At 41.8% G+C, this 25,286-nt stretch carries 23 protein-coding genes and 2 pseudogenes; 13 read left to right on the top strand and 12 right to left on the bottom strand.

All coding sequences use genetic code 11. The features are described from left to right. The first annotated feature begins 659 nt into the window (after positions 1-659). From ES754_RS07840 to ES754_RS07830, 3 genes are all read left to right on the top strand, one after another. Positions 660-1,304 carry a PepSY domain-containing protein gene (locus ES754_RS07840; RefSeq protein WP_147223634.1) on the top strand — a complete coding sequence of 215 codons (645 nt, stop codon included), beginning with the start codon at positions 660-662 and terminating at the stop codon, positions 1,302-1,304. A gap of 307 nt (positions 1,305-1,611) precedes the next feature. Beyond that, complete coding sequence (locus ES754_RS07835) at positions 1,612-1,977, top strand: hypothetical protein (RefSeq protein ID WP_147223633.1); 366 nt, start codon at positions 1,612-1,614, stop codon at positions 1,975-1,977. A 130-nt stretch (positions 1,978-2,107) separates the two neighbouring features. Further along, positions 2,108-2,479, top strand: a complete 372-nt coding sequence (locus tag ES754_RS07830) for a hypothetical protein (RefSeq protein WP_147223632.1) — start codon at positions 2,108-2,110, stop codon at positions 2,477-2,479. Between the two features lie 27 nt (positions 2,480-2,506). Here the strand turns inward: ES754_RS07830 and ES754_RS07825 are convergent, their stop codons facing one another. Both ES754_RS07825 and ES754_RS07820 read right to left on the bottom strand, forming a co-directional pair. Continuing rightward, positions 2,507-2,818, bottom strand: a complete 312-nt coding sequence (locus ES754_RS07825) for a YqfO family protein (RefSeq protein ID WP_147223631.1) — start codon at positions 2,816-2,818, stop codon at positions 2,507-2,509. 46 nt (positions 2,819-2,864) lie between these two features. Further along, on the bottom strand, positions 2,865-3,527 hold the full coding sequence (locus ES754_RS07820; protein ID WP_147223630.1) for a DNA-3-methyladenine glycosylase: 663 nt from the start codon (positions 3,525-3,527) through the stop codon (positions 2,865-2,867). Between the two features lie 394 nt (positions 3,528-3,921). Between ES754_RS07820 and ES754_RS07815 the strand changes: the two genes are divergently transcribed. Both ES754_RS07815 and ES754_RS07810 read left to right on the top strand, forming a co-directional pair. Further along, positions 3,922-4,635, top strand: coding sequence for a VIT1/CCC1 transporter family protein (locus ES754_RS07815; protein WP_147223629.1), 714 nt, complete (start codon positions 3,922-3,924; stop codon positions 4,633-4,635). Between the two features lie 211 nt (positions 4,636-4,846). After that, positions 4,847-5,182 carry a hypothetical protein gene (locus tag ES754_RS07810; protein ID WP_147223628.1) on the top strand — a complete coding sequence of 112 codons (336 nt, stop codon included), beginning with the start codon at positions 4,847-4,849 and terminating at the stop codon, positions 5,180-5,182. Positions 5,183-5,942: 760 nt separating this feature from the next. On the opposite strand, the gene ES754_RS07805 is transcribed toward ES754_RS07810, so the two are convergent. Then, positions 5,943-6,938, bottom strand: coding sequence for a phosphatase PAP2 family protein (locus ES754_RS07805; protein ID WP_147223627.1), 996 nt, complete (start codon positions 6,936-6,938; stop codon positions 5,943-5,945). A 132-nt stretch (positions 6,939-7,070) separates the two neighbouring features. On the opposite strand from ES754_RS07805, the pseudogene ES754_RS12430 reads away from it, so the two are divergent. Together ES754_RS12430 and ES754_RS07795 are read left to right on the top strand one after the other, a co-directional pair. Next, positions 7,071-7,287 (top strand): annotated as a pseudogene (locus tag ES754_RS12430) (manganese efflux pump); the annotation flags it as partial. A gap of 246 nt (positions 7,288-7,533) precedes the next feature. Then, positions 7,534-7,896 (top strand): DUF3817 domain-containing protein, encoded by a 363-nt coding sequence (locus tag ES754_RS07795; protein WP_147223626.1) that lies wholly within the window; start codon positions 7,534-7,536, stop codon positions 7,894-7,896. Positions 7,897-8,377: 481 nt separating this feature from the next. Here the strand turns inward: ES754_RS07795 and purC are convergent, their stop codons facing one another. From purC to ES754_RS07775, 4 genes are all read right to left on the bottom strand, one after another. Further along, complete coding sequence (gene purC / locus ES754_RS07790) at positions 8,378-9,091, bottom strand: phosphoribosylaminoimidazolesuccinocarboxamide synthase (protein ID WP_147223625.1); 714 nt, start codon at positions 9,089-9,091, stop codon at positions 8,378-8,380. A gap of 137 nt (positions 9,092-9,228) precedes the next feature. Continuing rightward, entirely contained in the window at positions 9,229-9,552 is a 324-nt protein-coding gene (locus tag ES754_RS07785; RefSeq protein ID WP_147223624.1) for a hypothetical protein, read from the bottom strand. Positions 9,553-9,620: 68 nt separating this feature from the next. Continuing rightward, positions 9,621-10,526 carry a 4-hydroxy-tetrahydrodipicolinate synthase gene (dapA, locus tag ES754_RS07780; RefSeq protein ID WP_147223623.1) on the bottom strand — a complete coding sequence of 302 codons (906 nt, stop codon included), beginning with the start codon at positions 10,524-10,526 and terminating at the stop codon, positions 9,621-9,623. A gap of 309 nt (positions 10,527-10,835) precedes the next feature. Continuing rightward, positions 10,836-12,278 (bottom strand): Do family serine endopeptidase, encoded by a 1,443-nt coding sequence (locus ES754_RS07775; protein ID WP_147223622.1) that lies wholly within the window; start codon positions 12,276-12,278, stop codon positions 10,836-10,838. A 550-nt stretch (positions 12,279-12,828) separates the two neighbouring features. Between ES754_RS07775 and ES754_RS07770 the strand changes: the two genes are divergently transcribed. Next, a complete protein-coding gene (locus ES754_RS07770; RefSeq protein ID WP_147223621.1) occupies positions 12,829-15,063 on the top strand; it encodes a cation:proton antiporter in 2,235 nt (744 codons plus the stop codon). A gap of 106 nt (positions 15,064-15,169) precedes the next feature. On the opposite strand, the gene tmk is transcribed toward ES754_RS07770, so the two are convergent. Continuing rightward, the gene (gene tmk / locus ES754_RS07765; protein ID WP_147223620.1) at positions 15,170-15,853 is read right to left on the bottom strand and encodes a dTMP kinase; all 684 of its coding nucleotides are present in this window, start codon (positions 15,851-15,853) and stop codon (positions 15,170-15,172) included. A 56-nt stretch (positions 15,854-15,909) separates the two neighbouring features. Continuing rightward, positions 15,910-17,241: an endolytic transglycosylase MltG gene (gene mltG, locus ES754_RS07760; protein WP_147223619.1), complete on the bottom strand. Its 1,332-nt coding sequence runs from the start codon at positions 17,239-17,241 to the stop codon at positions 15,910-15,912. A 164-nt stretch (positions 17,242-17,405) separates the two neighbouring features. Here mltG and ES754_RS07755 point away from each other — a divergent pair. The 3 genes and pseudogenes from ES754_RS07755 to ES754_RS07750 all read left to right on the top strand — a co-directional run. Continuing rightward, positions 17,406-17,933 (top strand): annotated as a pseudogene (locus tag ES754_RS07755) (DpnI domain-containing protein); the annotation flags it as partial. Positions 17,934-17,981: 48 nt separating this feature from the next. Next, positions 17,982-18,173: a hypothetical protein gene (locus ES754_RS12265; protein WP_420825354.1), complete on the top strand. Its 192-nt coding sequence runs from the start codon at positions 17,982-17,984 to the stop codon at positions 18,171-18,173. A gap of 301 nt (positions 18,174-18,474) precedes the next feature. Then, positions 18,475-18,666 carry a DpnD/PcfM family protein gene (locus ES754_RS07750; RefSeq protein ID WP_147223618.1) on the top strand — a complete coding sequence of 64 codons (192 nt, stop codon included), beginning with the start codon at positions 18,475-18,477 and terminating at the stop codon, positions 18,664-18,666. 10 nt (positions 18,667-18,676) lie between these two features. Here the strand turns inward: ES754_RS07750 and ES754_RS07745 are convergent, their stop codons facing one another. Then, positions 18,677-19,630 (bottom strand): aminotransferase class IV, encoded by a 954-nt coding sequence (locus ES754_RS07745; protein ID WP_147223617.1) that lies wholly within the window; start codon positions 19,628-19,630, stop codon positions 18,677-18,679. A gap of 48 nt (positions 19,631-19,678) precedes the next feature. Beyond that, a complete protein-coding gene (locus ES754_RS07740; RefSeq protein ID WP_147223616.1) occupies positions 19,679-20,368 on the bottom strand; it encodes a hypothetical protein in 690 nt (229 codons plus the stop codon). 535 nt (positions 20,369-20,903) lie between these two features. Between ES754_RS07740 and aroE the strand changes: the two genes are divergently transcribed. Continuing rightward, entirely contained in the window at positions 20,904-21,779 is an 876-nt protein-coding gene (gene aroE / locus ES754_RS07735) for a shikimate dehydrogenase (RefSeq protein WP_147223888.1), read from the top strand. Here the strand turns inward: aroE and ES754_RS07730 are convergent. Next, complete coding sequence (locus ES754_RS07730; RefSeq protein WP_147223615.1) at positions 21,776-22,888, bottom strand: FUSC family protein; 1,113 nt, start codon at positions 22,886-22,888, stop codon at positions 21,776-21,778. The genes aroE and ES754_RS07730 overlap by 4 nt on opposite strands. A gap of 432 nt (positions 22,889-23,320) precedes the next feature. On the opposite strand from ES754_RS07730, the gene ES754_RS07725 reads away from it, so the two are divergent. Then, on the top strand, positions 23,321-25,141 hold the full coding sequence (locus ES754_RS07725) for an acyl-CoA dehydrogenase C-terminal domain-containing protein (protein WP_147223614.1): 1,821 nt from the start codon (positions 23,321-23,323) through the stop codon (positions 25,139-25,141). Positions 25,142-25,286: the final 145 nt, after the last annotated feature.

The raw sequence follows: 25,286 nt of genomic DNA, 5'->3' as shown, positions 1-25,286 counted from the left end.
CCATTTCTTACAATAACTATCGGCACGTTCTGCCACCAGCACGGGTTATGTGTCCTTACTTCAGCTGCTATTATCATCCTGATGCTAGCAGCTGACTCATTATCATTAATGCGGTAAACTCAATCCTTGAGTCACATTCCCTAATGCCGTGTGTCTATAATGCCAAATTGTTACCCTGCTGTTAAGTGGCGTTAGCGTCTTTGCGTGTAAGCATATGCTTACACGGACTGTTTGCTATCTTGGTTACTTCTCAGAAGCTTATACATAATATGCTTCCTTTTATCATTTGAATCATTCGTAGCCTGGTTTCACGATTAGTATTAGCGATAAACCTTACTAGTAGCAATACCCTCCTCACTAAAAACCCCAAATGCTTACGCAAGCAGTTGTAATATTTACAACTTATTAACGTGCAAGAAATCTATTATCAAGTTTTTCGCCTTACTATAGATGTTGTAAGTAATTATTTCAAATGATGACATGTAAAAGATGAAGCAACATTAGTATCTGGAACCACATCAAACTTTTAGATAACTTCTCATATTATCTTTGTTATATACAGTTTTATCAATCCACTCGCAGCCTCTATAACTACAGTATTATAATTTATAAAAAACTATAGAAATACTGAGACACGACACATCCTAGGACAATACCTTATGAAATTCATGCCATTTGCAACGATGAATACTGCGCTATCAGCAGGTCTAGCAGTCGCTCTATTGACCACGACGGTTGGCAGTACGGCTATGGCGTCAAATTACAACAATCAGTCTGTTTACCGCGATGGCAATTTTAATACACTCAGTCAAAAGCTACGAAAAGATCTCAGTCGTAGTGGCTATCAGGTGATGGACATCCAGTCTGACAATTACCGTGGCAACCAAGCAGTTACGGTCTATGCTAAAAAGAATAACCAGCCTTATGAGCTTAAGTATACTTACCCTGCATTAAAGCTTATTAGCTCAAGTCAAAAAGACTGGTCGAACGTTTGGCAAGATAAAAATAACCACCGCCAGAATGGTAACGGTTACTACGGTAATAACAACCATAACAATGGTTATAAAAATAATAACCGTAACAACAATATCGAAGACAATATTAAAAAAGAGGCGCGCTATCCGGCTATTAAGCAACGTGCTATTAGAAAAGTTGCGGATATGGGCTACCGAGTTAAAGATATCGAGCTTAACGAAAAGAACAATCGCGGTGTATTCGAAATTGAGGCCAAAAGCGGCTCACAAGATTATGACATTATCTTGGGCTATCCTAATCTAAATGTCATTAAACTTGAAAAGGACTAATTATAAAAGAGACTGATCTTAAGTTTTAGCTAACGCTACTATCGAAAAAAGCTGATTTCAGAAGTACAGATACTTGCTAATACTTATTTTTATAGTATTAGCATAAGGTTTTGGCGTCATTTTTGAGTTGACGCCTTCGGTCAAATAAATCAGTCCTTGATTTATTTGACTTTTTTTTATAATTTATTCTTACAATTGAATATTAAAACATTGAACACTAAAAAGTAGTCATATTCATTCACAAGGTCTAGACTATAAAATATATGCTATAAAATTTACGCCACAAAATACCATAGGAATTCTTATTATGAAAATATTATCTCTCTCAGCATTTAAAACTGCCCTCTCTGCTAGTCTCGTGGTTGCCTTGTTAGGTACCGCAGTTGGTTGTACGACTGTGACGCCTGACTACGATAATCAGCAAGTCTATCGTCAACAGAGTAACAATCATTACGGTAGCGGAAACTATAATAATGACCGTTATGACAATCACAATGGCAACTATAATAACAATGGTCGTTATAATAATAACAATCGCTACAATAATAGAAATGGCCAATACAATAATAACGACGGGCGCTATAACAATAATAAAGGCCGCTATAACAACAATAACGGACGTTATAACAATCACAATGACCGCTACAATAATAATAACTACCGTTATAAGTAAAATCACACTCTCGAAAGTATCATCAAAAAAGAGTACGTAGCCCAGCTACTATTTAACCTTTATTTATGGCGCACTGTATAAGCGGCGCGCCTGCCACAATAATAAAAACTAACTGGGATAAGACTAAATTATGAACGCTAAAACCTTATTAAAAACCACTGCTGTCACTAGTATTGTCGCCGCCTTATTAACAGTCACTACAGGTTGTGCCACTACCCCGGGCTACAATGCTTATGGAGACATTTATCAAGATGTCTATAAAGATAGCGACTTTTATAAAAAGAACAAAAAAGCGATCAAATCAATTGATAAAGACCTTTATCGCCCTGCTATTGAGCAGACAGCCGCTAACAAGGTCAGCAGCATGGGATACCGTGTTAAAGACGTCAAATATAAGAAAGGTGACCGCACGATCAAAGTTAAAGCAGAGCGCGGCCGCGAAGATTATAAAATAGAGCTTGGCTATCCTAACTACAATGTGATTAACATTAAAAAAGATTAGAACCCAACAGTTTAAAAATGCGATATTCTAAAAGTCCAAGACTTCAATCACATCATATGCGGGCGTCTCGTAAGGGTGCGCGCGCTTTAAGGCAGCAATGACTTTATCAATTGCTGCTTTATCGACCACCATGTCAACCCGCCACTCATTAACGCTCTCAACTTGATTGTGAGCACCAATATGCGGCGTACTTCCAGCAAGCGGCATAAACTGCCCAATCCCTAATACCTGCCAGCAACACTGCTCATAATTACCAATCGTACCTGCTCCTGCAGCAAACAAGGCAGATTTGACGGTTTCTAAAGCTTCATCAGGAATAAAAACGGTGAGCTTATACATAAGATTACCTTGTAAACGACATTACTATTCAGGCTGAGATATCAGCTTACTTCTTTGATAAAGACAGATGGTCTGTCCACACATAGCGCAGTAGCCAATCTTTAGCCGCGCCTGCATAATCGATACCAATACGCGGACGCAGCGCGACAGGTGGCTGGCATCCATCATCCTCTACCCAAACTCCAGTTTTTGGACTGATACTCTTACCATATAAATTACGATCAATTTGCAAGCGCTTGGTCAGCTTGCCAGGGCCTGCCAACTGTCTGGGATGAGTCAGTTGTTTATCGGCACTAAGCAGTTGTTCTTCTACCAAACGATCACTCTCCGTAGTCGAGAATCCGGCGCGTATCAGCACTGCTTCTGGTGACTCTGCAGGCCCACTAACCAAATTCAGCATATGGTGAATACCATAGGTGAGGTAGACATAAAACACGCCGCCTTGACTGTACATTATCTCTGTGCGCGCGGTACGTGTACCCGCATGCGCATGACAAGCGGCATCACCCTCACCAATATAAGCTTCTGTTTCGGAGATACGCATACGCAATACTTTAACCACACCATCGCTATCAGTCAGCTGCCGGCACAGTACCTTCCCAATTAAGTCAGCAGCGACCACACAAGTTGGGCGGGTAAACCAAGCGGGTTCGAGTACTGTCACTTGAGAAAGTGGGAATTTGGCAGAAGGTAATTCAGATGCTGGCATTAATAAGACCTTTTTCTTGTTTTTATGATGTTCATTGCTAATAGCTATTAATTTAGCATAAAACAGAAATAGAGTGTGCTGACAATGTTTGAGCGGTGTTTAAACGCTGTTTAATAACAATTTAAGCACATTGAAAACCAATAAAAATGAGCGCACGGAATGTTAATGTACAAGTTAGAGAGTTAATCAATAAGCATAGAGAGGCAAGCAAGTTGTCATTGTGTCTCGGAATTTGCATATATATGAAGAATATTGGTTCTCTTGACGAGGAATTTGCAAATATATATATATGGGCTAAGGTAGAAGGTTGGTCCATGCCGCTGTATCACGTGAAGTAAACGTCAAAGCTCCCGCGGCTTTCAATGAATACTAACCACTTAGTGGAGTCACATAAATGAAATCGAACATAGAAAAAACAGAGGATCCGTTACGTAATCACTTTATAGACAAAAGTGATTGGTTAAAATCAGCGGTCCTTGGCGCTAATGACGGGATTTTATCCACCGCCAGTATTGCAATTGGGGTCGCTGCTGGTACCGACTTGAGAGAGGTCATACTACTGGCAACATTGGCAGGTCTTGCGGCAGGAGCCTTATCAATGACCGCCAGCAATTTTGTGTCGGTAAGTGCTCAAAGAGATACTGAAAAAGCGGATATAGAGCGTGAAAAAGTAGAATTAAGAGAGACACCGGAAACAGAGTTGCTCGAATTGGCAGGAATTTATGAAAGAAGAGGCTTAAAGAAAGAGACTGCGCTCCTAGTGGCAAAAGAGTTTACAGAAAAAGATGCATTAGCGGCACACGTTAGAGATGAACTGGGAATCAATGAAATCAGTGAAGCAAAACCCTTCCAAGCAGCTCTAGTGTCTGGGGTTGCATTTATCTTGGGCGGTGGCCTTCCTCTTCTCGTCACCATATTTCTCCCTGAAAAAACTATGGAATATACTTTATATGGCTCCGCTATTATATCCCTAATCATCCTAGGTGTCGTAACAGCCAAAACAGGGGGTTCCAGTGTTTGGAAAGGCATCAGCAGAATTATTTTTTGGGGAACGTTGGCAATGGCAGGTAGCGCGCTAGTTGGTTATATATTCGGAGTAAACATGTAGTAAGGAAAAATTTTGACTGCCAAACACTAATAAACCACAGCGCAAGACACCCAACTACTTACTGAATGGTGATTTTCATCAAAGCGTTCATACTGCTTAATATCAGCTTGCAGCCACGGTGAGTAAGTAATGTTTTGGGTGACTCAAGGCGTAATACTAATAATGAGCTATGCTTTAAGTTATAAACAATAGTTGCTTAGAGGAGCAAGTCATGAAATTTTTTACCTTCATCTTATTCGGAACCTTCTCTCTTTTGGTAGCTTGTAGTAACACAAATAATTCAAAAAATGAAATTTCAACAAACGAGCATGCACAAAAAAACTATCAACATTACACTGTTGGCAACTTTGAAACGATGCAAAGTTGTGTCGACTTTGTGGCAAGTGAGGCAAAAAGTGCGGGTATGGAAATAAAACTTTCAGGTTTATCACCTAAAAAAGCCACTGGTTCATTTAATGGCGATGAGGCTATGTTCTTTTACTGTCAAAAACAAGAAGCGGGAACTAGCGGAACGTTCTTTGAAGCCGTTTACCCTAAGTTTAATTAGAGATTCACCAAGTTAACGAGTAGCCTAAATAGCAAAATCTGGTTACTGAAAAAGCGCTATTATCTGACATCATATCGCGTCTATAGTCTGTATTAAAACCCAGCGTTTTGATAGTTACTAAATCAAGTCGCTATCCCTGACATTATTTGTAGTTGAACGGTTCAGATTATCACTATAAGAACATTATTGTTCAGTGAGTTTGGAGAGAAAAAACACCGGTTCGGTTGTTCTAAAATAAAACCCTGAATTGCTCAGCGTTCTTAATTTATCTATAGTGTAGTGCACAGTTAAACAAATTTAGAGAGTTATTATGAACTTGGATTCCAACGCAGGTTATTACCTAGGTGCTGCCATTAGTACCGCTATACTCTATACTTTTCCCGCGTTTCTTATTGTTATAAGCAAGGTGAGGAAGAGGGCAACAAGCAAAAAAATTGTCGAAAACACCTCAATTTTGGTATACGGAATAATATTTTCTATAGTAATGCTCCTAGGTTTAGCTTACATCTCTTTGCTAGGGGCTATATTTGCTTTCTGCATGTATTTACTTTGCTTTTATGTTGATTACTTACTTTATAGAAGAGCTAAAATTTAGGCGGTTATTTATCACTTATTGTATAGAGCAGAAAATAAACCCCGTAAACATTAGATCTATAGGCTACTGTTTGTCTTCTCATGCCGTCCGTACTAAAAATATCGCCTTAAAAAAAAGGCTTTACAGTTTAAAAAATTGGCCAGTCAGATAGTACATCAACTTTATTTAGAGTAAGAATGGAAATTGATAGACTTGGGCATATATTAGAGTGCCAATCAGTACATAAATAAGACTGAACCAAACCATATACACCTGAGTCATTGACCACGGTATGTGCCATTCAATTTTATCCCTTGTACTTAACCATTCTGTCACGCTAATCGCTACCGTCAGCCATAATGCGCCTACTAAATAGCCGCCCAGTACATCACTCAAATAATGGGCATTTAGCACCAGTCTGCTTAAGCCCACCAGTACAGAAAAAAGGACAGCCGTCGTAAATATACGGACTTTCCAGATAAATTTTTGGCTAAAACGAATCGCTATGTAAGCAATAAATCCATATAAGGCAATGGTAATCGTGGCATGACCACTTGGAAACGAGTATGAATGCTCAAGCACCAAACCATTTAGGGGACGCTCGCGGTGAAATAACATTTTACTCAAGAAGGTGAAGGTAGCACTTCCTAAAGTGGCTACCAGCAATCCAACTAATATGTAACGTTGGCGCATCACCCAGCATATGACACAGGTTAAAACTACAACTAAAAATGTAATTCTTGTAGAACTTAAGCTCGTGATCAGGATGAAAAAATCTATGACGCTTGATTCATTAAGCATACTCATCTGTTGTGATACAAAGTAGTCCGTTATCACGATAGAATTTGAATTTACGACGTCTTCAACCAACCCAAAAAACAAAGCTAAAATATAGCCCATGACTAAAAATAAAAGAGTGAGCGGTAAGCCGTAAAAATGCTCTAATTGAAACCTTTGAGACAAAAAATGATAAAGTTTTGGATAGTTATCTTTTAATCGAATAAATAATTTTTTTTGTTCACAATGCTGTTTAAGCATAAGGCAATATCGCATAATTTGAGCAAACGTTCTCTCACCGTAGTTGATAACCCCATACTGTAAAATCCATAGAAAAATAGCTACGAATAATAGCAAGATACTCAAGGTGAATAACTGCTGATTTTCTTTAATTAGTATAATCATGAATGAGAAAACTTCCTTTTAGAACGCTTTTTTTGCAATCACTCTTGGCTTAACTTATTGAGACTATGCCAAGCGGCAGTTTTTAAAAATGGCTTTATCGATTGGTATACACTTTGGGGTGGATCAAGAAGTGATGCTATGAGAGCAGGATTTACTTTAAACTTATTGGCTATTAATGCTTATTTAGCCTGTTGAGTTATTGGCCTACTTACAGGAGTATTAAGCGTGTTAGGTGCGTATCTAGGACGCGAGTCTGGAGAATGGCTTGGGAGTTGGACTGAAGTACGGAAGATTAATTTTGATAGCGATGAGTATAAATATGGTAGTTCAAAGGCAGTTTTATATTTAATGTTTTTCAGCGGCGAGTCAAAAACATGAGAAGAGAACTGTTTCATGCGAAAATTACACTGCTGTGTAAACTGGCGCTGCCTTAGCACTCTAAACTATTGGTATCGAAAGTCCACCTTTGAAGGCTCAATATGGCAGCTGATACAAACTAACACTTAGACACTTCAAAGCCCTAAGCAGAGTCAGTATCATAATGAGATTGAATTATCCATAAATTATTTGCCGATAATAACAAAAGGAAAATACAGTGTCGCAGACTCAGCCAACTACTGAACAAATTCCCAATCTTAGAAGAAAACAAAAAAGTGCGTTAAAAAACCTTACTATCATGGGTTATCTAGAAGGCACCTCTTTCTTGTTATTGCTTGGCATCGCCATGCCCCTAAAATATATGATGGGCATATCAGAAGGTGTGAGATATATCGGTATGGCACACGGTGTATTATTCATCGCCTACATCGTGATTCTTATGGTCGCAGCCATCAAAATAAAAATGCCGCTCTGGGCCATACCCGCAGGTGTACTCGGTTCGTTCTTACCGTTTGGCCCGTTTATATTCGACCATTTTTTAAAAAAGAGCTTAAAGAAAAGCGTGAAGACAACGGCCTAAAGCAAGCCCTGCTGCAGATAATGATGCTAGCCTGCTATAAAAGACATGAGCTTGCTGGATAGTGATGCCTTATTATTCGATGCTTTATCAAAAATCGAAGATAGTTACCGAACTTTAAAATCAGACATATTTTAATACGGCTATTTATAACCCAGCAAACATGCCTTAGCCTCACTTTGAGCTTTAGCCATCAGTGCATGTGCTTTTGAGTTTTTAACTGCAACACATAATTCACATTCAGTCTTGGACTGAGGTTTGTACTGCGGCAAAGACTCTTCATTTAGAGGGTTTAAATTATTTTATTCTGGCAAACCTTCTTTATAATCTAACTTATCACCCATGTTTTCTTCTTCTTGATACTCTTTAACTATATAAATAATAGCAAACCAACAGTAGTGCGTATGCATAAAAAAACTGAGCGCGTGGCTCAGTTTTTTTACGATTTAATTTTTAAGCTATTAAAATATTATCTATAACGATTCTAGTTTAATGGCACGCCAATACGCTTAGCAACTTCTTCATAGCCTTCAATCACGTCACCTAGTGACTGACGGAAGCGGTCTTTATCTAGTTTTTTCTTCGTTTTTTTGTCCCAAATTCGGCAACCATCTGGCGAGAATTCATCCCCTAAAACGATACGGTCATGGAATACCCCAAATTCTAGTTTAAAGTCTACTAGCATCAGGTCACCGGCATCAAACAGTGCTTTTAATACATCGTTCACTTGATGGCTTAATTCTTGCATTTTTTCCATCTGAGCTTCAGTTGCCCAATCTAGCGTCACAGCAAGCGACTCGTTGACCATCGGGTCACCTAGCGCATCATCTTTATAGAACAATTCAAAAGTAGAGGGCGTAAGTGCCAGCCCTTCCTCTAATCCTAGACGGCGCACTAAGCTGCCGGCCGCAAAGTTACGCACCACGCATTCCAACGGAAACATATCTAGGCGTTTAACAAGAACTTCGTCGCTTGATAGCTGCTTTTCAAAATGAGTCTCGATGCCTGCGTCCGCTAATTTTTGCATGATGAAAGCATTAAAGCGGTTATTAACTTCACCCTTACGTGCCAATTGCTCGATACGCTTGCCATCAAGAGCAGAGGTGTCATCACGGAAATGTAAAATCAAAAAATCGTTGTCGTCAGTTTCATAGACAGACTTAGCTTTGCCCTTATACAGCAGTTTTTGTCTTTGCATCTTAGTGTCCTGTTCGTTCAAGCTGAGGGGTGGAAACGCGCAGCTACCGCTAAAACTTTGCCATTGTGATTTTACTTGGTTATCAATGAGGTAATAATCACGACGAAAATACTAGCAGTATAGATAGGGATAACGGTTTATTTAGACGGTGCAGCGGTAATAGCTACTGCGCGCTCAGGCTTCGGCAATTGATACTGTTTACCCGCGTCATTTTGTAGTATGAGGGTATTTGCCCCTACATTTGGCGTCGGGTATAGCGGTACAAAAGACGCCGTATTTTGCGCAACTGGCAGCTGTAACGGCGCTATCTTTTTGCTGTTTTGATAATCTAAGCTGCCATTATCACGCTTACCAATAACGCCTTTTGCCGTTTGGCAGCCACTCAATACCAAAGTACTGCCCAATATTAAGGTCAGCATGGCAGGAAGTATTTTTGCAGTGGTAAATGATGTTTTCATCATAATATCTCAGTGTTATAAGGTCTTAATGTTATAAGACCTCTATATTAGCTTTTAAGAAATGGCTTTTATTAGTTAATATTTGCCTGAACCAACGCGCTATCAATAGTGGCATAGTGCTCTTCTGCGAGCCAAACCAGCGGCAGACGAATACCTCTATCTATTTTGCCCATTTTATATAAGGCATATTTGGTCGGCATCGGACTTGAATCAATAAACAAGTCATGATGCAGATGCTTAATTACATCGTGCGCAGCGTGAGCAGCATCAAAATCGCCACGGAGGGCAGCCGAGAAGGTCTCGCTCATTGCTTTAGGAACAACATTAGCGGTCACAGAAATATTGCCTTTTGCACCAACTTTCATCAATTCTAGTGCCGTATTATCATCGCCAGATAACACCACCATTCTATCGCCAACGGCTTTGATTAATTGCTCACCGCGCGCAACTGAACCGGTCGCATCTTTAATGGCTACAATATTATCAATATCAGCCAAACGCTCAACCGTCTCTTGCGAGATATCGACGACGGTACGGCCTGGAACATTATAAAGCATTTGCGGAATATCGACCGCCTCGGCAATAGCTTTGTAATGTTGATATAAACCTTCTTGAGGCGGTTTATTATAATAAGGTGCAACCAATAAAGCACAATCAGCACCCGCATCGGCAGCTTCTTGGGTCAGCTTAATGGCCTCAGCCGTATTATTGGCACCGGTTCCTGCGATGACAGGAACGCGACCTTTGACATGCTCGACAAAAAATCGAATAACATCGCTATGCTCTTGCATGGATAAAGTAGCAGACTCGCCCGTGGTTCCGACGGCAACCAAACAATGGGTACCTTGTTCGATTTGCCAATCTATGAGGTCTGCCAGACGTTTATAATCGACCGTGCCATCAGGTAGCATGGGCGTTACCAAGGCTACCATTGAGCCTTGAAGTCGGGTTTTAATGTCGTCATATCCTGTGCTCATAACTGCGCCTTACCGTATTATCCTAGCTTATATAAAAGCTATTACATGATAGGTTATGAGCAAGAACTTAGCCTTGCTCAACATTCTTGCGTTCTTCTTATTCGCGATATTATCTCTGACATGTATATCTTGCTTAGCTATCGCGTCAGAAACGTTCAATAGTGTAGCATATTTTGTTTTGTCAATTAGCCATCAATTGAATAACGCTTGGCTATTCATACTGTCGCTATTTGATGCTAACCACTGACTTTAGTTAACATTGTTTTTCTATGCTCATTTTAAAAGTTAGTGTAGCGCAATTGTACTTTATTATTCAATGCGCAAGCCAATAATCGCTGGGATTCCTTGACGAATAATCTCAATCGTTACCACGCCTTTTTTAGGTAGCGATGAGATAGCGCTAGAAAAATCAGTGGCTTTAGAAATTTTCTTTTGATGCAAGTTAGTGACAATATCGCCAGCAAGTAATCCTGAGCGCGCGGCCAAACCTGTAGGATCGACTGCCGTAATTAATATGCCCGTTTTACTATCCGTTGCCAGCTCAGTTTTCTCATCATCCGTCAAGTTACGCAAACGCAGACCCAAACGGATTTCATTATCTAACTGATCGCTCCCCTGCGCTTGCACATCGCTTGGCGCTTGGCTAAGCTTACCGGTCACTATCATCTGCTTACCATCACGCTGTAATTGCGCGCGGAATGGGTCGTTGGGACGTGCCCGATTAATTAGATTCAATAAATCTGAAGCCTGCATAATCTTAATATCATTATACTGCAACACAATATCGCCAGATTTAAGTCCTGCTTTTTGAGCCGGCGAATCAGGCGCAACTTTCGTCAACAGCGCTCCTTGAGGACGCGATAATTTATAGACCTCCGCTAAATTACGGTCTATATCTTGCGGATAAATACCCATATAGGCGCGTGCTACTGAGCCACTGGTTTTGAGTTGCTGATAAATATCCATTGCCGCATCAATTGGGATTGAGAACGACAATCCCATATAGCCACCTGTACCACTGAAAATGCGCGAGTTAATACCAATGACTTCGCCGCGCTGATTAAATAAAGGCCCACCTGAATTACCAGGGTTCAGTGCCACATCTGTTTGAATAAACGGCACGCTAGTCTCACGTGAGAAGCTACGCGATTTGGCACTGACAATACCAGCAGAAGCTGAATAATCAAACCCAAACGGTGAACCAATAGCCAATACGGGTTCCCCTACTTTTAAAATATTAGAATCCCCAATGGGCAGTGCAGGAAAATTGTTTCCTTTCACTTTTAATACCGCCACATCCGAACGTTCATCACTACCGACTAAGATCACATCAAGCTCGGTGCGGTCATTTAAAGTGATGGTAATTTTATCTGCACCTTCGACAACATGGTGGTTGGTAAGCATGTAGCCATCAGCCGTCACAAAAAATGCTGTGCCATAAGCATGCTCGATAGCAGGTGTCGCGGCCTGTTCAGGAATGCGCAGCCGATCGCCAAAGAATTGGCGCAACAGCTCTGCCGTTTGCGCTTTGGCAAGCTCTGCCTCACTGACTGTTTTAGTGACATTGACGCGCGCGACCCCAGGGGTGACTTGCTGCACCAAATCAGAAAAGTCTGCCGTAGAAACCGCTGCTTGCGCACTGGGAGCGATAGCCATGCTGATCCCAGCAGTCATTGCCGTACCCACAACGATTGCTAACGCGCTACGCTGTAGCCAAGGTTGCACCTTAGTAGTAATAGATTTTTTGTGCATATTATCGCCCTTATGCAGTCTTAATATAAGTAGGTTGATGTCAGTTTACCCTGACTTATTCATTCGTCTTACCTTGCTTTATTATGCAAGATAACGACTGGTATAGCTATTTATGAACTACAAGCTATGAGCTATAAATATAGATATAGATATAGGCATAACAAGCGGAATAGGTTGCCTTTACTATAAGTAAAATAAAACCATGCTATGATAATCAGCCAAATAATTCGTCCAACGAACAATGACTCGTCCACAATTAGGGTGTTATTGTCAGCTAGGCTATCGAATCAACAGAGTTTACTTTATCGCAATTTGTTAACTTTTGCTTTATTCAATTAACTTTGTTTATATTTCGATGTTATTACTCTTGTTATTAGTACATGCCATCAGTGCCCGAAGTAGCGCGAGTGATAGTTTTAATAACTCTACTCATTAGAGTTATATTTGTCATACCCGTTACTGTCATAGCGGTTTGTCGTTTTTGCTATTATGAAGTCAAAGTTATGCTGTGATATGTGCAGTGTGTCACCCTTATGAAAAGGATTAATTTATGGATACCGCCCTATTGTTATCCGGCGTGGTTGGGATTGGCATTGCCGCCCAATGGTTGGCTTGGTATTTAAAGCAACCATCCATTTTATTTTTATTATTAATCGGCATTATTGTTGGGCCGGTACTGGGTTACTTTGATCCTGATTTGGTGCTTGGCGAGCTGATGTTTCCTATCATCTCATTAGGTGTGGCAATTATTTTATTTGAAGGCTCACTGACCTTAGAATTTGATGAGATTAAGCAGCACGGTACAGTAGTACAAATGCTGGTGTCTGTCGGGGTACTCATCACGATTGCGATTGTGGCACTATCGACTTATTTATTGTTCGATGTCGATCCATTAATCGCATTATTGTTTGGCTCTTTGGTCTGTGTGACAGGCCCTACGGTTATTATGCCACTGCTACGCAGTGTCCGTCCCAATAAGAATATCTCTAATATTCTTAAATGGGAAGGCATCATTATCGACCCCATTGGCGCGATTGCAGTGGTCTTAGTCTACGAATATATCATCTCTGGTGGCGAGGCCAGTAGTATCTTGCTATTTGCTAAAATTGTTATATTAGCAACAGTCATGGGTCTGGCTGGAGCGTGGGCGCTGGCGTTCTTAATGCGCAAGCATATGGTGCCTGAATTTTTACGTAATGTGTTTACCCTTGCCTTTGTCCTACTTTTATTTTCAATATCGAACCATTTAGAGCATGAGTCTGGTTTGTTAACCGTCACTGTGCTTGGGGTTGCGCTCGCCAACTGGCCAAAATTCCCACGCGATACAATTTTGGAATTTAACGAGTCACTGACTGTTTTATTAATATCAGTATTGTTTATTATCCTCGCTGCACGCGTTGAGCTGGCAAGTTTGATGAGCGTAGGCTTTGCTGGCTTGGTGCTACTGGCTATCGTCATGTTTGTTGCCCGTCCGCTATCCGTTTGGGCCTCCTCTATTGGCTCCAATTTAAAAACCAATGAAAAGCTCATGATTAGCTGGATTGGTCCGCGTGGTATTGTCGCGGCTGCCATCTCGTCGCTCTTTGCTATTCGTCTGCAAGAATATGATATTCAAGGGGTAGAGCTGCTCGTTCCACTGGTGTTTATGGTCATTATTGGTACGGTCATGATTCAAGGCTTGGGCGCAAAGATGGTTGGTAATTTCCTCGGGGTTCGTGAACCTGAGACCAATGGCATTCTTATTGTCGGCTCAAACCCAGTGGCGCTCTTGATTGCGACCTCCTTAAAAGAGCAAGGCTTTGATGTGCTGGTCGCGCATAATAACTATACCAATATTGCCAGCGCGCGGATGAGTGGTCTACGTACCTACTTTGGTAATCCAGTCTCTGACCATGCTGACCATCATCTTGATTTGATCGGTATCGGTCATTTGTTTGCCTTAAGTATGGATAAAGAATTGAACACGCTATCTGAGATTCATTATCGCCATGAGTTCGGTGAACAGAAGCTCTACCGCCTCAAATTCAGCGATGAAAAAGTCAAAAGCGAGCGCGATGATAAGCAAGCCAATTTCCATTCGCAGTGGCTGTTTGGAGATGCGACGTATACTAAACTTGCCAGCATGCTGTCTAGAAAAGCCCGTATTAAAATTACTAATATTACCGACAGCTACACCTTTGCACAATATAAGGCCGACAACAAGCAATTCGTGCCGCTGTACAGCATTGACAAAGAAGGCAAGCTGCATATAATTACCGATAAATTCGATGGTAACGTGCCGCGTGATCGTAAATTAGTGGCGCTCGTTGTTGAAGATGACGTGCAGCCAAAATCGGTCGACGTGACTGCCAAGCAAGAACAAGCCCGCACGATTGCAGATGCTCATTTTGAAGCCAACTCTAAGGCACCTGAAAAGCGTAAAGAAGTGGAATTAGCTACTGATAAATTGGATACAGATAAGACCGATGAGCCGGTGCAAGAAACACCGTTGAATGATAGTGGCAAAGCGGATTCAGATAAACAGACGGATACCAAGAACGTAAAATCTAAAACTCCTGAAGCCAAAAAGCCTGACGTTAAAAAAGCTGAGCCGAAGCAACCTAATAGCTCAGTGGCCACTTTAAAAGGCAATGCTAATGGCAGTGGCAGCGCCCCTAAAAACAAAAAAGGCGCACTTGATCCCAATCGTTTGCCAGATACTGATAATGATAAAAAAGCGGCAGGCAGTTCTAGTAATACTGACAATAGCGCTATTAAGAACGTCGATAGCAGTCAAAATAAATAATTACTCATAAAGATAATTTATTTTGAAATAAAAAAACCCAGCATCAAGAGCTGGGTTGTTTTATTGAAAATTTATTATTTAAGCTGGGTATCCAAGTATACAAATACTAAGATTTGTCTGGAGAGATATCAAAGCGCGCCTGTACCACTTGCCAAAGACGGGCGCTCACATCATCGGTACTACCCGACGCCTCAATACGGCAAATGCGCTCAGGATGATTAGCAGCCAGTACCGTAAACCCTTCATGTACGCGGGTGAAAAACGCGGTGGCTTGTTGCTCAAAACGATCGGCAGCACCGCGTTTACCCGCGCGCGCCATACCTTCAAGCACCGGCAAATCTAACCATAAGGTTAACTCAGGCAATTGGGGGATAAACTGGGTAATAAGCGACTCAATCTTCGCCAATACTGCCGTATCACCATCCGCGCGCCCAAAACCTTGATAAGCAATGGTTGAATCCGTAAAACGATCACATATCACCCATGTTCCACGCTTTAAAGCTGGAATGATGACTTGCTGCATATGGTCGCAGCGTGCGGCAAACATTAATAACAGCTCGGTATCGTCACTAATAGCGGTGGCTGGATCTAACAAAATATCACGCAAGCGCTCAGCAAAAGGGCTACCACCTGGCTCACGTGTGCGCACATAATCAATATTAGCCGCTTGCAAACGCGCACATAACGCTTCGATAGACGTCGTTTTACCGACGCCTTCGGTACCTTCAAAACTGATAAAGCGACCTTGCAACCCGTTCATTGTCATATTTTCTAATGGTGGTGCAGACATACCCTTGCCTTATATTTAGCGTTAAGAATTTATTTCGTATCAATATAGAGATAGAGTTATTCTGGCGGCGTTTGTGCTCTTTTCTCACGCATCACACTCAGATATTCTTTTACGGCTTGATTATGGCCCGCTAAGCTGTTGGTAAATTTATGTCCGCCATTGCCAGTCGCTACAAAATACAGTACATCGCTATCGGCAGGATGTAAGGTTGCTTCAATAGAGGCTGCTGACGGCAACGCGATTGGGGTTGGTGGCAAACCATCAATTTGGTAAGTGTTATAAGCCGTTTTTTCATCGATATCTTTACGGCGGATATTGCCCTCATAACTACTGCCCATTCCATAAATAATGGTTGGGTCGGTCTGCATGCGCATGCCTTTTTTGAAACGGTTGTTAAATACGGCTGATACCAAAGGACGCTCTTCTGCTACGCTGGTTTCTTTTTCAATAATAGAGGCCATAATTAGCGCCTCATAAGGGGTATCATACGGCAGATTGGGCGCACGATTTTCCCACGCTTTGGTCAGCGCTTTCTGCTGGATTTTATACAAGTCGGTCAATATCTGCTTATCCGTTGCGCCTTCACCATAATAATAAGTATCAGGGGCAAACCAACCTTCAAGGTTATGATTGACGATATAATCATTACTATTGGTTACCGCGTCCGGCAGTACGCCATCAAGTTCTAGCGCCTGCGCAATACTGGCGTTATCCGCGTCGTTGGTGAGCACTTCTTTTTTAATACCTTTAGTATCACGTAGGGTTTGGAATAAATCTTTTGAGGTTTTACCCTCGATAATTTGCACCTTAACCATGGCGACTTTTGCGCCTTGCTCGAGCACTTGCAGCACTTCGGCTATCGTTGGGTTCTCAGGCAACTGATAAATACCAGAATGCAATGGCGCATCAACTTGCGACTTAATGTACAGCTTAGCAACACTGGCAGAAAACAGCGGCACATTCTGCCACTTCGGTAACAGACCGTAATAGGTATCGCCCTGCTCAATCGTTATCATCTGCTGCGGCTGGCTAATGCGTCCAAACAACGTCTGATATACCATTACCAATAAAAAGGCCGCAATCAGACCCAACACTAGCAATATTTGATAGCCGCGCTGCATAAAGAATGACGGGTTGTCCGTTTTGTACTGCCGCTTGGTACTCGGCTCATTGATAAGCGAGATATCAGTCGCCGGTGCTTTATCTGCGTCTACCTTACCCGCATCATCGTTATGATTTGTTTGAGTCTGCTCCACGCGCGCCTCATCAGCCGTCACTGGCTCGGAGGCCTGCGGCGTATTGACACGCTCATTAGTAGCGCTATCTTTTTTATTAGTCGAGTTATCATTGGGTTGATTAGACGGTGTTTCGGGTGTCGGCGTGCTCATGGCTACTCATAAGGCAGAAGTTTGCTAGAATTTAGCACTGAACCGTGCGCTTTTCAATGTTATTTGCTCAGTCATCAATAATTTGTTCATTAATATCTTATGTAACTTACTGCCTATCTTACTTATTAAAATAATTTTTTGCCTTTACAATATGGTTCTTCACTATGAATTTAGACTTTAATCAAACACTGGCTGCTGACTATCGCTCACCGTCGCAAATCATTCGGGTATTAAGTGAATCATGGGTCAAGGATAACGGCTACTGTCCTAATTGTAATACCAAACCGTTAGCTGAATTTGCTAATAATCAACCCGTCGCTGATTTTTATTGCGCCAACTGTACAGAATAGTTTGAGCTTAAAAGTAAAAAAGCTGAGTTAAGTAATGTGATTAACGATGGTGCTTATGACACTATGATTCAGCGTATTAACAGTAACAATAATCCAAGCTTTTTCTTTTTGACCTACTCTAAAGAACTCAGCGTTAATAATTTTTTAATCATTCCCAAGCATTTTTTCAAATCCGACATGATTATTAAACGTAAGCCTTTATCACCCAAAGCAAAACGCGCAGGCTGGGTAGGCTGTAATATTGATTTACACAAAGTTCCTGAATCCGGCAAAGTGTTTTTGGTCAAAAACCAACAAGTGATATCACGAGATACTGTCACTCAAAAATTCCAACAAACACTATTTTTACGAGAGCAATCCATAGAATCTCGTGGTTGGACACTTGACGTTATGCAGTGTGTAGACAAACTTCCTGAACATTTTACGCTTGCGCAAGTTTATAGCTTTAGCGATGTGCTACAAGCTCTGCATATAAACAATAATAACGTACATGCCAAAATTCGCCAACAGCTCCAAATATTACGCGATAAAGGGATTATTGAGTTTTTGAGTCGTGGTCACTACCGAAAGCATTTTTTTTAAAGTCCTTTAAATACATAATGCCTAGAGATAGCTGTGTAAACCTTGATAAATGAACAATTTCATCAGGTTTCTTTTTCGCCATTTGACAAGCTTCATCAAAAACCATCAATCAACAGATTTAGAGTAGAATTCGTTATGCACTGAGCGCATCGTTTTCTACTTTAAAAAAAGGATCATTGATCGATTTGCCTCATTGCCCAAGTCTGCGTAACAAAAGACGATCACTTTTTTTGAGCTCTTTTGATAACCTAAAGAACTTAAGACAAGTGAGTAAAATCGTTTGGTAAGTTTGAGAATAGATATGACAAACAAAGAGATAAAAGCATCAAAGACGTTTCACATAGAAATTATTGAAACGCTTAGCCAAATAGTTGAGATTGTCGCTGAAGACGAGCAAGCTGCACTTCTAAAAGCGCAGGAACTTTATAGAAGTGAAGAAGTCGTTCTAGACTCAGAAGATTATATAGATACCAAATACAATATTTTTACATAGGAATAGAACGTCAACCTGTGAAATAAACTTTATCTCCTGACAGCAAAGTAAGTTCATTCACTGGCATCACCCCACGCACCGCATTACAAAAGAACATCTGAGACAAATTAGGTAAGTCTTCATCCGTCAACGGTCGCTCAACTATTGGCGTGGCTGAAGTCGCAAAAGCATCTATAATCACAGCACGCATAACCCCATGCACACCGGAACGCTTCAGCGGCGGTGTAAACCATTGCAAAAGTTCTTGGTTGTTAGGCGCAGATGGATAATTCGTGTGAGGACTAAGCTGATAAAACACATTGCTCATCGTGCCCTCTACCCAATTGCCAGTCATATCACGAACCAGCCCTTCGCCCAATTCTCCACCTAAGACCTTGCCGCTAGTCAACTGTGCTGCTTTGAGACGCTGTAGCTCGCCACTGACCATGACATTATCAAGTCGATTAAGACTTTTTAGACCTGCTAAGGTTGGGGGTAAACAAGCTATCTGAGCGGTTAAACACACAGCGGCAATAGCAGGCTGCATAGGTACTGACATGGCTACTGAGCGCCCATCAGGCAGATGCCATTGGTTAGTAGTAGCAATAGTCATAGCGGTCGATTTTAGCCAAATCTCACACTGACTACCGGATATACTTGGCGTAAAGCCATAACCGCGAACGCTTTGCGGAGCACGAGTGACGATTAGTTTAAGCACTCCTTGTTGTAAGCGTTGGGCGTGGACTTGCAGGCTTATTAATAGCGCGTGGCTATCAAGAGTGAGTTGTAGTGCTTTTGCATGAGAGTGGATACGCTGACGGTGGTAATCTTGCCACAATATTGCGCCGTCAATGACGCCCATCGTGGTAAAAAATCCATCACCATACGCCAGACCACGATTATCGAGAGTAAAGCCCTTTAAACGGCTCTCTAAGCTATCAGGCTCTTGCGATTGCAGGCAGGTCCAACTGTCACGTTCATTCATTATTATTGAGCTATTATTAATTGATTATCATTATAGGGCTGGCTTTTCTTATTGACTGTTAGCGTCTATCTCTACGACGGCAGCTTCTGACTTCGACTTATTTAATACCAGCATGCAGCTATAAAATTCGCACTTTGCTAACTCTATCTTCTGTCCGCCAATCGTTTTATTTTTAATAATTTGCCCGCTGAGCATGTCGGACAATACTTTACCGCCCTCTTCACCCATGAGCTGCTGCGCTAGCTCGTATACTTTTTTAGCATGACCACGGCTCAAGTCTTTTTCTTTATCCGTATCACTCGGATTGGCATAATACCAACCCAGCTCAAGATATTTTTTAGAATCAATCAAATCTAAATATGGCGCATCGGTATCCATAAAGCGATATTTAGTCGCAGGGTTACTGGCATAATCTAGGCTGTTTTCATCCGTGCTCAGCGCTTTGCCAAAGGTAGATTTTATCTTATCAAAATCGTTGATATTAAGGGCCTCAACACTGTCTTCACCCCATGAAGACACATCATACTTAACCGGCAAGCCTTGCTCTACGGTGGCACCATCTAAGTCCGCGTCTGAATTAGAACTCTGTACCGACTCTTTTTTAGGGGCTTGCTCGCTACTAATCTCAGAGGCAACTTCTTCGACGGTGTCTTGTTTTGAGCCGTCACATGCGCTCAACGAGATGCCAGCCACCATCGTGATACCGATGACAAAGGTCTGTAGGGTGTTATTCCACATGGGCAATTTACTCACAGTGTTTAAATGGGTCTCAGAATAGTATTAACGAGCCAGCAAGACTGCTGTCGATAATAAAAATAGTATGTTATAAAAAGCAGTTGTTTATCACTAAAATCATTCACAGTTAAACGAAATAATCAGCGAGTTTGTAGAGAATTAATACGCCTACATTAATCACGTTACTAACGTGTTGATAGGTATATCGATGTTCTATTATGAGCGAAACAAGTAGCGACGCACTTAGCAAGACAGTATTGGGCTTTTATGCCCTACAGTTTACCCAACTGCCTAGCTGTTGACCACCTTTTACGTTACGCGTAACAATCGCAGAGGGTACAAATTTGTTAAAGACCTTGTTATCCCTTATTATGAAGGTCGCCTAGCAGACAGTTAATCTATAACTAGCCACTCAATAATACATGACTCAATAAATAATAACGCCCTAAACACTATAATAATAAGCCATATAACAACAAGCCATAACAAGCGTTTTATAATGGTTAACCTACCCTCTATTAAAGGCAGCAGACAGGCTATGAATCCACACATTCCTCACTTTATCGTCATTGGCAATCCGATTGTTCACAGTAAATCACCTGAAATTCATCAAGTATTTGCCGCGCAAACGGGACTTGATACTCGCTATGAGCAGCAATATTGTCCAGACGATACTGAGAGCTTTATGGCTGTCGTTGAGGCGTTTTTTCATGGTGGCGGCGTGGGCACGAATGTGACCGTACCTTTTAAACAAGTGGCGTATGAGGCTTGCGTAGCTCGTGGCGGCGTATCTGAGCACGCCAAAATTGCAGGGGCGGTCAATACCTTGCTATTAAATAAAGACAAGGTAAAAAATGGCTCATCTGTAAAAGACGCGCTCTATGGCGACAATACCGACGGTCAAGGCTTGGTCAATCATATCATGAGCTTGGGCTGGCCACTTGAGCACGCAAAAGTAGCGCTTATTGGGTCTGGCGGGGCGGCGCGCGGAGTCATATTACCACTTATTCAAGCAGGCATTGGACAACTGACTCTTGCTAATCGTACCCTAAACAAAGCTGAAACCTTAGTAGCAGAACTTAGTACAGCCAGCCCTACTATCCATAAGCATGACATTAATACTTGCACGACAGCCGAGCTAACTGGACAGTTTGACTTAATTATTAACGCCACGTCCATTGGTCTATCCGGTGACACGTTGCCTTTATCTTATGATTTAAATTGTGACTATGCTTACGATATGATGTATGGTCGCGCGCTGCCATTTTTACAGCATTTTGTAGCCCGTGGTGCACAAACTTCTGACGGTTATGGGATGCTAATTGGACAAGCGGCGTTAAGCTTTGAGCGTTGGACAGGGCATGCTATTGATGTGACGCAAGCAACTGCTGTATTGAAAAAGCAATCTGCCTAACCCACTTTTTTATTCTCATCGAATCGCGCTAGCAACCAATTTTCCACACGCCGCAGCGGCGTGCGTAGCGTGGTTGAATGCATCACCAGCCCACCACCTAACCCCATCATACAGCCAAGCACCGTATCAAGTAGCCGAGCACGAATGATCTCCGGATACATCTCAGGTACAAGGGGTAAGCCGCTGCCATATTCCGCAATGAATATCGTCAGTGGCGTAATAAATATTACTGCTATACCATAATGACGATCAACTAGTGATTCAATGCACAGAATCATAGTAAGTAAAGCCGCCGCCACCCCCCACATGGACAGACCCCACGATAACATCCAACTCGCCAGCCCAATACCTACCGCGGTCCCAAGCAGACGATGGAGCTGCTTAATCCATATCGTCCGCAGATGGATACCTTGAATAATGATAAAACAGCTCACCGCCGCCCAATAGGGATTAGACATCTCTAGCATCAGCGCTACCAATAACGCCAGACTAACAAAGCTGGTCACAATAATACTTTCACTAATCGTATCAGGCTCATAGCTATAGCTTGGCGGCGGTAGCGTTGGTCGGGTCGCAAGCAAAAACAGCGAATATAACAGCCCCATGAATATCGCAAAACCACTCCCTAACATCACCAGACCTGTCGCTGGTAATATTTGTGACAGCGGCAGCGGAATAAACAGCGCAATCGCACTGGCCATCATAATGAATAAGCCAGCAGGTGGTGGCTGACGATAGTAACGCCCCAAGACCACGATACCAAAAGCCACAGCAGTAAATACGGGTAATCTGAGAATCGGCACTTGCTGCGCGATAAGCCCTAACGCAAAACATAACGACATAGCAAAGCCCCATGTCATTAAGGTTACGATCCGATAAGGGAGCGACCCTACTAAAGGCAAGTTTAAGATAACCATTGCCCCTAAAGAGGCTTTAATCCCTGCCGATAACTCACCAAAATAAGCCCCTACAAATACGGGGAAACTAATCGCAATAGCAGCAATAATAGGTAAGTGCCACGGCCTGCGACTTTTATTGACCGTGAGCAAGTGTGCAAGCTCTCCATTAATCAAACGCTTAAGCGCGGCCACATTCTGCGAGGTATTCATGAACGGAAATCCTAATTTAAATCAATTTGCTTTAGTTTATTTATTTTTAATTTAATAATGATATAACCCCTTAACCAAAATAGCCATTAATGAGAACGGTCTAATCGTTGCTGGTTATCAGTACTTTGTTCACCTACACTAATTTTTTATTATTCTAACATTGCTATAAAGAAGCTACAAAGTAATGTGTTACGCTATTAATCATGAATATTAGTTATAGGTAGTATATTTTACTCACCATAGTATTTATACTGACAATAACGCTGTACTACATATACATATTAAGTAAATCTTAACCATTATGATAATAAGTAAGTAGCACTTAACCAATTTATTATAGATATGCTCGCTACCACTTACTAACTTCTACTTCAAAAACGCTAATAATGAATCTTTAACTCTGTTAGAGCTAACTGATAAAAGAGAATGACTATGTTAACTTACAAAGCACCCTTACGTGATATTAAGTTTTTAATGAATGATGTTTTTGATTTTCAGAAGCATTATAAAGATTTAGATAACGGCGAAAATGCGGATGCTGAAACCGTCGATATGATTCTCCAAGGCATCGCTGACTTTGCCGAAAATGTGCTTATGCCGATTTATCAATCAGGCGATGAGGAAGGGTGTCATTTTGATAATGGCGTAGTAACGACCCCTAAAGGTTTTAAAGAGGCGTATAACCAGTTTGTCGAGGGCGGTTGGCAAGGTATCTCCTATCCGGAAGAATACGGTGGTATGAATTTACCCATGTCATTAAACCTCATTAAATCTGAGATTATTGGTACCGCTAACTGGCCGTGGTCGATGTATCCAGGTTTATCAACAGGTTGTATCAATACATTAATGCAGTACGGCACGGCTGAGCAAAAAGAAACCTATCTGCACAAATTAGTCGAGGGGTCATGGGCAGGTACGATGTGTCTGACTGAGCCACAATGTGGGACGGATTTGGGTCAAGTGAAGTCAAAAGCTATTCCGCAAGAGGACGATAGCTATAAGCTTAGCGGTACCAAAATCTTTATCTCAAGCGGTGAGCACGACTTAACTGAAAACATCATTCATATCGTACTTGCACGCCTACCGGATGCGCCTGAAGGGACACGTGGTATTTCATTATTTATTGTACCAAAATTCTTGCCAAATGCGGAAGGTGAGGTTGGTGAGCGTAATGGTGTGAGCTGTGGTTCTATTGAGCACAAAATGGGCATTAGCTCATCAGCGACTTGCGTACTGAACTTTGACGAAGCCGTTGGTTATCTGATCGGCGAGCCGAATAAAGGCCTTAAAGCGATGTTCACTTTTATGAACACTGCCCGTATCGGTACCGGTATCGAAGGTTTGGCGCATACTGAATTAGCATTCCAAAACGCGCTACCGTATGCGAAAGATCGCCGCTCTATGCGTACGCTATCAGGGGTTAAAGATCCTGAAAAAGTCGCGGATGCCATTATTCATCATGCTGACGTACGCCGCATGTTACTCATTCAAAAAGCCTTTGCTGAAGGCGGACGCTCCATGATTTATCATGCCGCGCGTTATGCTGACAAGATGTCGCAAGGTGTTGCGAATGGTGATGATGCAGAATTTGAAAAATGGGATGATAAGCTTGGCTTTTATACCCCAATTCTTAAAGGTTTCTTAACCGAACTTGGTATTGAGTCAGCCAAACATGGTCAGCAAATCTACGGTGGCCATGGCTATATTAAAGAATGGGGCATGGAGCTGATTGCTCGTGATGCGCGTATTGCCACTATGTATGAAGGTACAACTGGTATTCAGGCACTGGATTTACTGGGTCGCAAAGTGTTGCTACAGTCGAAGGGTAAGATCATCCGCGATTACACCTCTAGCATTATGAGATGGTGTGGCGAATATGCCCTCGATAAAGACATGCGTAAATTCGTTTGGGCATTAACTAAACTATGTGCAGAGTGGAATACCCTAACCGTGCGCTTAATGCTTATGGCGCGTAAAGACCGTGAAATCATTTCTGCCGCCTCAGATGACTTCTTAATGTATTCAGGCTATGTCATGATGGGCTACCACTGGGCGCGGATGGCGGCAGTCGCTTATGACAAGTTAGAAAATGGCGGTACTGAAGCCCCAGAATTCTACACGGCTAAAATCCAAACGGCAGAATTCTACTTTGATAAAATATTACCGCGTACCTCAGGCCACGCTGAAGGTATGGTGGCGCCAAGCGAAAGTATGACCGCAATGGCTATCGAAAATTTTGCTTTCTTAGATTAAGATTTGATATAAAGTCTTAAGACAAAATAAAAAAAGCGCCTAATCAATAGGCGCTTTTTTTTGCTTCATTAAAGCCAGTTAAATCTTAAATACTCAATCCTGAGGGCCATACTAATATGATACTTTCAAGATGACATAAATTGAT

This window comes from Psychrobacter frigidicola (assembly GCF_007997305.1).
In the GTDB taxonomy this organism is placed as follows: Bacteria; Pseudomonadota; Gammaproteobacteria; order Pseudomonadales; family Moraxellaceae; genus Psychrobacter; species Psychrobacter frigidicola.
The sequence above is the reverse complement of the archived record's forward strand: the minus strand, read 5'-3'. Positions and strand labels throughout refer to the sequence as shown.